This window comes from Paraburkholderia sp. SEWSISQ10-3 4, from assembly GCF_030464785.1.
Lineage (GTDB): Bacteria > Pseudomonadota > Gammaproteobacteria > Burkholderiales > Burkholderiaceae > Paraburkholderia > Paraburkholderia aspalathi.
In genome coordinates this window covers 18,710-30,646 of the sequence record NZ_JALPRI010000027.1, presented here as the reverse complement: position 1 = coordinate 30,646, position 11,937 = coordinate 18,710, and the positions used below count along the sequence as shown (strand labels likewise).

10 protein-coding genes are annotated in these 11,937 nt (G+C 61.5%); 7 read left to right on the top strand and 3 right to left on the bottom strand.

Annotated features, from left to right (window positions below; translation table 11 throughout):
* The first annotated feature begins 113 nt into the window (after positions 1-113).
* The 5 genes from M0D68_RS32245 to M0D68_RS32225 all read left to right on the top strand — a co-directional run bounded on the left by M0D68_RS32245 (position 114) and on the right by M0D68_RS32225 (position 5,790).
* The gene (locus M0D68_RS32245) at positions 114-548 is read left to right on the top strand and encodes a MarR family winged helix-turn-helix transcriptional regulator (protein ID WP_093634897.1); all 435 of its coding nucleotides are present in this window, start codon (positions 114-116) and stop codon (positions 546-548) included.
* Between the two features lie 129 nt (positions 549-677).
* Positions 678-2,186 (top strand): efflux transporter outer membrane subunit, encoded by a 1,509-nt coding sequence (locus tag M0D68_RS32240; RefSeq protein WP_266226414.1) that lies wholly within the window; start codon positions 678-680, stop codon positions 2,184-2,186.
* 65 nt (positions 2,187-2,251) lie between these two features.
* The gene (locus tag M0D68_RS32235; RefSeq protein ID WP_200619261.1) at positions 2,252-3,412 is read left to right on the top strand and encodes an HlyD family efflux transporter periplasmic adaptor subunit; all 1,161 of its coding nucleotides are present in this window, start codon (positions 2,252-2,254) and stop codon (positions 3,410-3,412) included.
* A 73-nt stretch (positions 3,413-3,485) separates the two neighbouring features.
* The gene (locus M0D68_RS32230; protein ID WP_093634900.1) at positions 3,486-5,042 is read left to right on the top strand and encodes a DHA2 family efflux MFS transporter permease subunit; all 1,557 of its coding nucleotides are present in this window, start codon (positions 3,486-3,488) and stop codon (positions 5,040-5,042) included.
* A gap of 124 nt (positions 5,043-5,166) precedes the next feature.
* A complete protein-coding gene (locus tag M0D68_RS32225) occupies positions 5,167-5,790 on the top strand; it encodes a LysE family translocator (RefSeq protein ID WP_054040326.1) in 624 nt (207 codons plus the stop codon).
* A 12-nt stretch (positions 5,791-5,802) separates the two neighbouring features.
* On the opposite strand, the gene M0D68_RS32220 is transcribed toward M0D68_RS32225, so the two are convergent.
* Positions 5,803-7,218: a PLP-dependent aminotransferase family protein gene (locus M0D68_RS32220; RefSeq protein ID WP_266226413.1), complete on the bottom strand. Its 1,416-nt coding sequence runs from the start codon at positions 7,216-7,218 to the stop codon at positions 5,803-5,805.
* A gap of 224 nt (positions 7,219-7,442) precedes the next feature.
* Here M0D68_RS32220 and M0D68_RS32215 point away from each other — a divergent pair, with 224 nt between their 5' ends.
* Positions 7,443-8,771 (top strand): aspartate aminotransferase family protein, encoded by a 1,329-nt coding sequence (locus M0D68_RS32215; RefSeq protein WP_200653813.1) that lies wholly within the window; start codon positions 7,443-7,445, stop codon positions 8,769-8,771.
* 77 nt (positions 8,772-8,848) lie between these two features.
* On the opposite strand, the gene M0D68_RS32210 is transcribed toward M0D68_RS32215, so the two are convergent.
* Positions 8,849-9,373 (bottom strand): DUF6496 domain-containing protein, encoded by a 525-nt coding sequence (locus tag M0D68_RS32210; RefSeq protein ID WP_211700356.1) that lies wholly within the window; start codon positions 9,371-9,373, stop codon positions 8,849-8,851.
* A gap of 177 nt (positions 9,374-9,550) precedes the next feature.
* Between M0D68_RS32210 and M0D68_RS32205 the strand changes: the two genes are divergently transcribed.
* Entirely contained in the window at positions 9,551-9,802 is a 252-nt protein-coding gene (locus tag M0D68_RS32205; RefSeq protein WP_093634903.1) for a hypothetical protein, read from the top strand.
* 841 nt (positions 9,803-10,643) lie between these two features.
* Here the strand turns inward: M0D68_RS32205 and M0D68_RS32200 are convergent.
* Positions 10,644-11,852, bottom strand: coding sequence for an ABC transporter substrate-binding protein (locus tag M0D68_RS32200; RefSeq protein WP_211708490.1), 1,209 nt, complete (start codon positions 11,850-11,852; stop codon positions 10,644-10,646).
* Positions 11,853-11,937 lie beyond the last annotated feature (85 nt).

Genomic DNA, 11,937 nt, shown 5'->3' with positions numbered 1-11,937 from the left:
AAGCGCGCCGGAAGAATAAAAGGGCGGGATGAGTCGATTGGTGCACGAAACGACAACAAACTGATAATCCGGCCAGCATCGCTTCCCGACGGGGGCCGCATTACTCTGTGCGTATGCACTCAAACGATCTTCCGGACGACGACTGCTTTGCTCTTCGTCAAGCCTCCCGACATATTTCGAAGCTTTACGAGCGTCATTTGTCTGAGGCCGGCATCACGCCCACGCAGTTCAGCGTCCTCAGAACACTGAGTCGTTGTACGAATCTGACGATGGCCGAGTTGGCCAAAGCGATGGTGATGGACAGAACGACGCTCGTTCGAGCGCTTAAACCCCTGCTCCGGCGCGGCCTCGTGCTTGCTCCTGCCGAACCGCAAAGCAATCGGCGGCTGCGAGTCGTACTCACCCGAAGAGGGTTGACGAAGCTCGACGAAGCGGCCGCTCATTGGGCAACAGCGCAGGCCAGTTTCGAACGTAGTTTTGGCCAGCAACAGGCAGCGCATCTGCGAAGTGAACTGTTTCGCATGACGAGCTACCTGTCCGAAAGATAACCACAACGCAACAGACTTATTCACCTCGTAGATCGATACGCAAATATTTGAACGCTATTGTGTGCATATGCACTTCAAGCAATGCAAAGCCAAACAACCCAGATCAGCCAAAGGAAAACGGAAACCATCATGAACCACGACCGACCCCAGCTCCGAACGAGCGCATGGGCTGCCACGATAGCCTCGGCGGTGGCGGCGCTTGGCCTCGCCGGATGCGTCAACTACGCCGGCATCAAGAGCGACAAGCAGATTGCCCCGCCCACCCAGTATGAAACGAAGGAGAGCTTGCCTGCCGAGGGCGGACAGTGGCCTGCAATGGATTGGGCCAAGCAGTTCGGCGATGCGCAGTTGCCCAGGCTGATCGACGAGGCACTGGCCGGCAATCCAACGATCGATCAGGCACGTGCACGCATTGAGAAAGCCTCTGCCTCAGTCGGCACGGCCCATTCCGCACTCTATCCAAACGTGACGGGAAGCTATTCATGGACGCGCGAGCGCTATAGCGACAATGGGTCCGCTCCACCGCCGGTCAACGGCACCTGGCAGAGCGAGAACAACGTGCTCGCCAGTGCTTCGTTTGATCTCGACCTGTGGGGCAAGAATCGCGAACGGCTTCGTCAGTCTGTCTCGCAGGAGAAGGTCGCCGAAGCCGAAGCCGAGCAGGTGCGCATCTCTTTGGCCGCGTCGGTGGCCAGCACCTACAACCATCTTGCGCAGCTCTATGCGTTGCGTGATATCGAGGCTCGCGAAGTGAAGAATCGCGAGGATATCGGCCGAATCATGGATGGGCGCGTGGGTGCGGGGCTCGACACCAACGTTGAGCGGCAGACCGCAAACGGCGAAACCGCAACGAGCCGCTCCAGCGTCAGTGACCTCGATGGACAGATCACAACCGTCCGCTACCAATTGGGTGCCCTGCTCGGCGAAGGACCGGATGGCGGCCTCAAGATCGCCAACCCATCGCTTGGAGAGGGCGCCAGCGTCGCGCTTCCCGACAACCTGCCCGCCGACCTGATTTCGCGGCGCCCGGACATCGTTGCGACCTATTGGCAGGTGGATGGAGCAATCCACGATGTAAAGGAAAAAAAGGCCGAGTTCTTTCCGGACGTCAATCTTTCCGCATCAGCTGCACTGGACGCGTTTGGCTGGGGGCGATTCCTGACGGCTGGAAGCGGCCAACTTCAGGCAGGACCCGCGATTCATCTTCCTATCTTCGACGCTGGTGCGCTGCGCGCCCAACTGAAGGGCCGCTACGCGGACTTCGATTACGACGTCGCGACGTACAACCAGACGTTGATCAGCGCTTTATCCGATGTTGCCACGCAGGTCACGCAGATCCACTCGGCCGACCGTCAACTGGTCGATGCGCAGCAGGCCCTGGATGCACAGACCAAAGCCTACCAACTGGCGCTCGTTCGATACAAGGCTGGCTTGAATCAGCAACTGCAGGTACTGAACGCCGACGACAACCGGCTCGCAGCCGAAACAGCTGTCGTGAACCTCGAAATGAATCGCCGCGGCATGCAAATCGGGCTGATCAAGGCACTAGGCGGCGGATTCGATGCTTCGCAGGCTGGCCTTGCCGCAGACACGGAGACACCGATTCCTGCGCCGTCCGGCAGCACGGCAACTCACTGAACGACCAGATCGGCACTCGGGCGTATCGGCCTGAGCGCGACCATCAAACTTTATTGGAGCTACCCATGAACGCACCTCAGTCATCGTCGGATAAAGAGCCGGAAAAGAAGCCCGGCAAACGCAAACTCCTGCTCTCGCTGCTTGCCGCTTCGCTCGCGATCGCAGGCGCTGCGTATGGCGCTTTCTATTTCGTCGAAGCCCGTCACCACGTGGACACGGACGACGCCTACGTCAACGGCAACGTCGTGCAAATTACGCCGCAGGTCACGGGAACCGTCATCGGGGTCAATGCGGATAACACGCAAATCGTCAGGAAGGGCGAACCGATCGTCCAGATCGATCCCGCGGACGCCAGGATTGCGTTGCAACAGGCCGAGGCGAATCTGGGCCAAACCGTTCGCAGAGTGCATGGCCTGTATGCCGACGACGACAGATACCGCGCCGATATCGCTGAACGCCAATCGGATCTTTCGAAAGCGCAGGACGATCTGAAGCGCCGGCTTGCCACTGGCATGACGGGGGCGGTGTCGGACGAGGAAATCTCACACGCACGTGACGCGGTCCGCTCGGCTCAGGCCTCGCTTGAAGCAGCCCGGCAGCAGCTTGGCGCCAATCGCGCGCTGACGGCCAACACGTCGGTCGAGAAGCATCCGGACGTACTGGCAAGCGCCGCCCACGTTCGCGACGCCTACCTGGCTTATGCGCGCACCACGTTGCCGGCCCCCGTGACCGGATATATCGCACAGCGCTCGGTTCAGGTCGGGCAGCGCGTGTCACCCGGCGCAGCGCTGATGTCGGTAGTGCCGCTGGAACAGGTCTGGGTCGATGCGAACTTCAAGGAATGGCAGCTTCGTCACATCCGGGTTGGCCAGCCTGTTGAGCTGACAGCCGATGTCTACGGCTCCTCCGTCGTTTATCACGGCAAGGTGGCGGGCTTTACGCCGGGCACCGGATCGGCACTGGCGCTGTTGCCTGCGCAGAATGCGACCGGTAACTGGATCAAGGTCGTGCAGCGGCTCCCGGTACGCATCGAGATTCCGCCTGCGGAACTGGAAAAGCATCCGCTGCGTGTGGGTCTTTCTATGAACGTGGATGTCAACGTCAAGGACCCTGCCGGCGCCCAACTCGGTACGCAGTCTACGTCCGCCTATAAGACCGACGTTTTCGCGAAGTACGGCGACGAGGCCGATGCCGCGATCGCACGAATCATCGCCGAAAACGAATGACCGCCGCTCATTGGACCGCGGCACGTGAAAGATGCCGCGCCTTTCTCGCCAGACACAGGACAGCCGTATCACCATGACCACCAACCATCCCAATCACCCGCCGCTGACCGGGGCGACACTCGCTCTGGGTTCCCTGAGCGTTGGTCTCGCGGGCTTCATGACCGTGCTCGATTCGTCGATCGCCAACGTCGCCATTCCAACCATTTCCGGCAACCTCGGCGTATCAGTCGACGAAGGCACGTGGGTCATCACCGTCTTTGCCGCTGCGAATGCAATCGCGATTCCCTTGACTGGCTGGCTGACGCAGAGGCTGGGGCAGGTCCGGCTGTTCGTCGGCTCGATACTGCTGTTCGTGTTCGCATCCTGGCTGTGTGGCATCGCGCCAACCTTGCCGATCCTGCTTCTTGCGCGTGTGTTGCAGGGCGCCGTGGCCGGACCGCTGATTCCAATGTCCCAGGCACTGCTGCTCAGTTCGTGGCCGAAAGCGAAATCTTCACTGGCACTTTCGCTATTCTCAATGATTGTGGTGACCGGGCCGATTGTGGGTCCGGCACTTGGCGGGTGGGTCACGGACAGCTACAGCTGGTCATGGATCTTCTATATCAACATCCCGGTCGGCCTATTCGCTGCCGCGATGGTCTGGCTTCTCTATCGCAAGCGCGATACGCCGGCCAGAAAGCTGCCGATCGACGTTGTCGGGCTGGTGCTGCTGATCGTCTGGGTCGCGTCGCTTCAGGTGATGCTGGACAAGGGCAAAGATCTCGACTGGTTCTCTTCGAACACAATCATCGTTCTGACTATCGTTGCCGCGGTGGGCCTTGCGCTTTTCATTGTCTGGGAGCTAACGGAGAAAAACCCGATCGTCGACCTTACCCTCTTCAAGCAGCGCAACTTTCTTGGAGGCACGGTTTCGATTGCTGTCGCGTATGGCATCTTCTTCGGCACGCTGGTGTTGCTTCCGCAGTGGATGCAGGAGTACCTGGGTTACCGGGCAGTCGATGCGGGACTCGCAACGGCGCCGCTGGGCATTTTCGCGGTGATCGGTGCACCGATCATGGGTAAGATCCTGCCGCGCTCCGATGCGCGCATCATCGGCACATTCGCGTTCATTGGCTTCGCGATCGTCTACTACATGCGCTCGTATTTCTATACGGATCTCAGCGAGGGGTACATCATTCTGCCGACCCTCCTGCAGGGTATTCCGATGGCACTGTTCTTCGCGCCGCTGACCGTGATCATCCTGTCAGGGCAACCGCCCGAAAAAGTGCCAGCCGCTGCCGGCCTGTCCACCTTCGGACGCATGTTCTTTGGCGGCATCGGCACATCGATCGCGGGCGTCGTGTGGAACAACCGGACGATCATGCACCATGAAATCCTGACGCAGCAGTCGAGTCCGACCAACCCGATATTCAATGCGCAAATGAACACCTACCACTCAGCGCTTGGCCTGAGCCAGCAAGCGTCGTATGCGCTGTTCGACCATACGGTGCAGTCGCAGGCGGCCATGTTAGGGCTGAATGACGTGTTCTACGGAGCCGCGCTCATCATGATCATCATTATTCCGCTCATCTGGATCACGAAGCCAGGCAAGGCGGGCGGTTCGAGCGACGCGGCCGCGGCTGCGCATTGAAAGACGGCTGGGTACCGTCGTCCGTACCGGGCACCATCCCACAAACCGTATAGGTACTGTACCGGCGTGGTTCGCTAGAATGCTCCGAGGGTCTTATCGACCAACCTCGGAGCCACCCATGTCCATGTCCTACCTCAGTCTCAGCGCGCTCCCCGCCGGCATTCTGTTCGCGCTCGTCACCACGATCACGCCCGGTCCGAACAACACGATGTTGCTCGCCTCGGGCGTCAACTTCGGCTTTCGCCGCACGCTGCCGCATCTTTCGGGGATCAGCGCCGGGGTCGTGCTGTTGATGCTGTCGGTTGGGATTGGTCTGGGCGAAGCCTTCGTACACTTCCCCGTGCTGTACACGGTGCTCGAAGTCGCGAGCGTCGCGTACCTGTTGTATCTCGCGTGGAAAATCGGCACGTCGGGCGAGTTGAAGGTCAAGAAAGGCGAGCGCCGGCCCATGAAGTTTCACGAAGCCATTGCGTTTCAGTGGGTCAACCCGAAAGCGTGGATGATGGTGCTGACCGCCGCCACCACGATCCACCTTAGCGAGAGCGCCAGCGTGAATGCCATCGCGATGGCGGTGATCTTCTACGTGATCGGCTTTCCGTGCATCTGCCTGTGGGCGGGCTTCGGCACCGCGATGCGCAAAGTGCTGTCGGACCCGAAGCGGCTGCGCATCTTCAATGTGGCGATGGCGCTGCTGCTGGTGCTCTCGCTGTATCCGATCGCGCTCAAGCTGCTAGGCCAGTCCGTTTAAGATCGAGCCCGGCTAGATCGCACCCTGCCCGACTCGCTCGATGAAGCGCCACAACGCGTCGTCGGTCGAGTACGGCGCGTTGAAGCGGAACCACGCGCTCGGGGCGTCGTCGGGACGGAAATAGGAGCCAGGCGCGAGCCAGATGCCATGCTGGAGCGCGGCGGTCGCCACCTCGCCCGCACGCTCCGCTTCGATCGGCAGGCGAGCCCACAGGAACAGACCGGCTCGCGGCCGGTGAAACAGTTCCAGGCCGAGCGAATCGAGCCTCTCTTCGACGGTCGTATGCGCGAGCTTGAGCCGCTCGTTCACGGCTTCCACGTGACGCGCATAACGCCCTTCGAGCAACACCTTGTCGACGATCCGCTCGATCGCTTCCGACGAAGTCAGTCCCACCGCCATCTTCGTGCGCGCCAGTTCGCGCAGGACCGCCCGCTCGGCGACCACGTAGCCGCAACGCAGCCCCGGCGTCACCGTTTTCGAAAAACCGCCCACGTAGAGCACGCGCTGCAAGCCTTCCATGGCGGCAAACAAAGGCGCGCCCGACGGCGCCAGTTCGCGGCTGACGTCGTCTTCGATCACCCACATGCGTTGACGCTCGGCGATCTGCAACAGACGGAACGCCGCCGACATGCCGAAGGTCGCGCCGGTCGGATTCTGCAGCGTGGTGTTGACGAAAATCGCTTTCGGCTTGTGCTGCGCGACCAGCGCTTCGAGCACGTCCGTATCGACGCCGGCCGGGGTGCGCGGCACGCCATGCACCACCAGCCCCGCCAGCTTGAGAATCTGCAGCAGATTGCAGTAACCGGGATCTTCGACGATCACGGCATCGCCCGCGCGCAGCAACGTGCGGACGATCAGATCCAACCCTTGCGTCGCGCCTTGCGTGAGCAGTACGTTGGAGACATCCACCGGCAAACCGCGCCGGTCGAGCTGCTCGGCGATCCGCTCGCGCAGCGGCGCGAAGCCGTATGGATGCCCGTAGTCGCCGAGTCGCGCCGCCGGCACGCGGCTCATTGCACGCAGCGCGTGCTGCAAACCCGTCTCGTTGATCCACTCGTTCGGCAGCCAGCCGCCGCCTGCCTTGATCGGCACCGAGTGATCGGCGAACACGTCCGACAGCAGCCAGGTCGCGGTCAGGCTCGGCGGCTGCCAGTCGGTCGGGGCCGCCCGCGCGGACTGCGCGCGCGCCGCCACTCGATAACCGGAACCGCGCCGCGCTACCACGAGCCCCATCGAAACGAGACGGTTGTAGGCCTCGGTCACCGTGAAAGTACTCAGTTCGTGGCTTTGCGCCAACTGCCGCACTGAGGGCAGCAGCGCGCCGGCGCGCAGCGACTGCGCCTCGATGGCGCGCGCGAAGCCCTGCACGACCTGCTCGACGAGCGTGGGAGCGGCGCGTCGGTCGCGCTCAAGTTGTAGTTCGATCATGGTTCGGACTGAAAGGCCGGTCGCGACGGCCGGCTGCGTTGCCAGAAAGATGGCCCGGAAGGCGCCAGACTTAGCGTGGAATTTAAGCGTCGAATTGCATCATCGCGCGATCGACACAGTTAGCGCAAATCCACCAACACAGTTAGCACCACACTGCGTCAACTGTTTATGCCGCCATTAAACCGCGGACGCTACAGTTTCGCTATCACTTCGAGGAGAAAATCATGACTTCGCGCCCCGTCATCGACGACCTGTCGTCTTTCTGGATGCCCTTCACCGCCAACCGCCAGTTCAAGGCTGCGCCGCGCCTGCTGGAATCGGCCAAGGGTATGTACTACCGCACCACGGACGGGCGTGAAGTGCTCGACGGCTGCGCGGGTCTCTGGTGCGTGAACGCCGGCCACGGCCGCGACGAAATCGTCGCCGCGATCACCGAACAACTGTCCAAGCTCGATTTCGCACCGACATTCCAGATGGGCCACCCGTTGGCGTTCGAAGCGGCCACCAAAGTCGCCGAACTGATGCCGAACGGCCTCGACCGCATCTTCTTCACGAACTCCGGCTCGGAATCGGTCGACACCGCCCTGAAAATCGCGCTGGCGTACCACCGTTCGCGCGGCGAAGGCCAGCGCACGCGTCTGATCGGCCGCGAGCGCGGCTATCACGGCGTGGGCTTCGGCGGTATTTCGGTTGGCGGCATCGCGCCGAACCGCAAGACGTTCTCCGGCGCGCTGCTGCCGGCGATCGATCATATGCCGCACACGCATAACCTCGAACACAACGCGTTTTCGAAGGGCCAGCCCGCCTGGGGCGCGCATCTCGCCGACGAACTCGAGCGCATCGTCACGTTGCACGACGCATCGACGATCGCCGCGGTGATCGTCGAACCGGTGGCCGGCTCGACGGGCGTGCTGATTCCGCCGCAAGGCTACCTGCAGAAGCTGCGCGAAATTTGCACGAAGCACGGCATCCTGCTGATTTTCGACGAAGTGATTACCGCATTCGGCCGCGTCGGCAAAGCAACGGCAAGCGAATACTTCGGCGTGACGCCGGACCTGATCACGATGGCCAAGGCAATCAACAACGCCGCGATCCCGATGGGTGCAGTGGCCGCGAGCCGCACGATCCACGACACGATCGTCAACGCCGGCGCGCAGGGCGCGATCGAGCTGTTCCACGGCTACACGTATTCGGCCCACCCGGCTGCGGCCGCGGCCGCCGTCGCGACGCTCGACCTGTATCGCCGCGAAGGCCTGTTCGAGCGCGCGGCAACGATGGCGCCGAAGTTCGAAGCCGCCGCTCACTCGCTGCGCGGCGCCAAGCATGTGAAGGACGTTCGCAACCTCGGCTTGATCGCGGGCGTCGAACTCGAGCCGCGCGACGGTGCGCCGGGCGCGCGTGCTTACGAAGCGTTCGTGAAGTGCTTCGAGGCGGGTGTGCTGGTGCGCTTTACCGGCGACATCCTCGCGTTCTCGCCGCCGCTCATCATCGATGAAGAGCAGATCGCGCACATCTTCAAGACGGTGGGCGACGTGCTGGCGACGGTGCAGTAAGACTGAGAGATGTGGCGCGCGTGGGTGGCGCGCGCCGCGTTTTGGTTGCCCGTATCACACCCTCTCAAGCGATAGCGTCAGCGATGCGCGCGCGAAGCCCTCGTGTGTGCGGCCTTTTTAGCTGCGGCCGAGCGCCCTGAAGCACCCTTGGTCGCTGCGGCCTTCTTCGCAGCGGCAGAACGACTGGCCGCCGGCCGTTTGGCCGCTGCCGATTTCGTCTGTTTCGACAAAGCCTTGTGCGATGCCCCCTCGGTGCTTTCGCGCTTCAATGCATTGGTCGCGGCACGTGAACGCCTGGCTGTCGATTCGCTGCTCGCGCTCTTCTTCGCCGTGCTCTTGTGCTGGCCCGCGGCGTTGTCCTTCTGCGCTTTCTTGCGGGTCGCCTCACTCGCGGCGCCCTTTTTTGGCGACTTCACGGCGACGCCTGCACGCCTCGCTTCGGACAGGCCGATTGCAATCGCCTGCTTGGCCGACCTGACACCGTGCTTGCCGGCGCGCACCTTATCGATCTGTTCCTTGACAAATTCCCCTGCCTGGGTGCTCGATGCCTTGCCGGCACGCTTGTCGGCTTGGGCACGCTTGATGGTTTTCTGTTCGGGCATGACGGTCCTCCGGTTGGCTGTTGGCTTTGGACATGCAGCAACGCGTGTGCCGGGGGGCGTTCGCTGCGGCGCAGCGAAACTTCAGGAAATTGGGCGACAAGGCTCGCGCCTGGCAACTGGACGGCGTATGGTGAGAGCAAGGGTTGGCGCCTTGGTCCGGCCCGACGGGAGACGTCCATGAAGATACCTACCGTTCGCGCAGGCGCGCATATCGAAGGCGTGCATTGGGTTGCCGAGTACGCTGAAGACGTTCACGAGATTCGTGTGTTCCGCGAAGGCCAGGAAGTGGATGTGCACAATGCGCCGTCCTCGTTGTTCGGCGATGAGGAGAATGCGGGGTCTAAGAGCACCGCTGATCATCGAGGGATGGAAGCCGCTGTGCTGGCTTATTTGCGGCGGTTTGTGATTGAGCATGATGCGGAGGAGTAGGTTTTTTTGCCTGCGCGGCGCTTTTGTCAGTGTTCCTGGGGCTTTGGCCTTTCCTTGCTTTGTTAGTGGTTTATTAGCGTTGCCCCTGTGCGGGGCGGCACTTACTTTCTTTGCCGCCGCAAAGAAAGATAAGCAAAGAAAGCGGCTAGAAGCCCCTGCTAAGTGGGCACCGTGGTCTGCTACGGGTAGTGGTGCATCTGGAATCTGTGTTCGTGCCCGTGCACGTGCTTGTGACAAGGGCGTCATACTTCCGGCGGCGCTGCGCGCGCCGAAGAGCAGTTCATAAAACCGATCGCTGCGTTTTGGCGCCTGCTTCTCGCCACCGCGCTGTGGCTCGTCATTACACCGCCGCCACCGCGATTGTGATCGGAACGGCAATGGCAAGCGTCTACCGCAGCAGCGACAGTAATCGTGGCCGAGACGGTGATTGCAGTACACCGAGATGTCGTTTGAAGTGGGATTTCCGCGTAAATGCAGAGGCGCGTCGCCGAGGCGAAGCCGACGGCCCCCACAAACCTCAACCGAACCCCGTGGTTTCCCAAGCAGACCCGTCCGCGACGCACGCAGTGCGGAGTGGGAGCTGATGACTCCTTTGTCACTACCGCCGAATGTGCGAGAGCACGGATTCCAGTCGCACCACTACCCGTAGCAGACCACGGTGCCCACTTAGCAGGGGCTTCTAGCCGCTTTCTTTTGCCTACTTTTCTTTGCGGCGGCAAAGAAAAGTAGGTGCCCCCCCGCACAGGGGGAACGCTAATAGACCACTAACAATTCAAGGAGAGGCCAAAGCCCCAGGAACACGGCCAATGCCGCCGCAAAAGGCAAAAAGCCCTACTACCTACTATTCAGCCGGCCTCAACTTCTTAACCTCCGCATCCGAAGGCTGCACACTCCCCCCATCGATGTAACGATAAGAAGTCATCACCCCCTTACCGTCCTTAAGACCGGTAACCCCAACAAAAGCCCCCATGGTCGACTGATTATCCTGCCCCCGATAAGTAATCGGCCCGAAGGGCGTCTCCACCCCTAGCCCCTTGAACGCGGCGGCGAGCTTATCCGGATCGGTAGATCCGGCCTTCTTGATCCCCGCCGCGATCGACATCAACGCCGAATACCCAACGACTGACCCCAGTCGCGGATAATCGTGATACTTCGCCTGATACGCATCGACAAACTTCTTGTTCGCAGCCGTATCGATCGAATACCACGGGTACCCCGTCACGATCCAGCCCGTCGGCGCCTCCGCTCCCAACGGATCGAGATAGTCCGGCTCGCCCGTCAGCAACGACACCACGCTGCGATCCTTGAACAGCCCGCGCGTATTGCCCTCGCGCACAAACTTGCCGAGATCGGCGCCAAACAGCACGTTGAAAATCGCATCCGGCTTCGCGTCGGCGATCGCCTGCGACACCGCGCCCGCATCGACATTGCCCAGCGGCGTCGCCTGCTCGGCGACAAACTCCACGTCCGGCTGCGCCGCCGTCATCAGCTTCTTGAACGTCGCCACCGCCGATTGCCCGTACTCGTAGTTCGGATACACAAGCGCCCAACGCTTCTTCTTCAGCTTCACCGCCTCCGGCACCAGCATCGCCACCTGCATATACGTCGAAGGACGCAGACGGTACGTATATTTGTTGCCGTCGGCCCAAACGATCTTGTCAGTCAACGGCTCGGCCGCGAGGAAGAAAATCTTCTTCTGCTTCGCGAAGTCGGTTAATGCGAGACCCGTGTTCGACAGGAAGCCGCCGAACAGCAATTGCACCTGCTCGCGTGCAATCAACTCCTGCGCGACGCGGATGGTGTCGCCCGGATTGCCGTTGTCGTCGCGCGACACCACTTCAAGCTGTTTGCCGAGTACGCCGCCCGCCGCGTTCACCTGCTCGAGCGCAAGATTCCAGCCGTTCTTGTAAGGCCCGAGAAAGGCCGGCTGCGCCTTGTAGCTGTTGATTTCACCGACCTTGATGGTCTGCTGTGCACTCGCGCCGACGGCCGCGAGCGATAGAACCGTTGAAACCGTGAGGCGAGAGATCCATCCTGCGCGCGTGGTCATGCGTTTCTCCGTTATCAAAAGGATTGCGGGAATGCGGTCGTTTTTATCAAGCGTTGAAGCGTTTGGCGATTCGTTCGGCGAACCG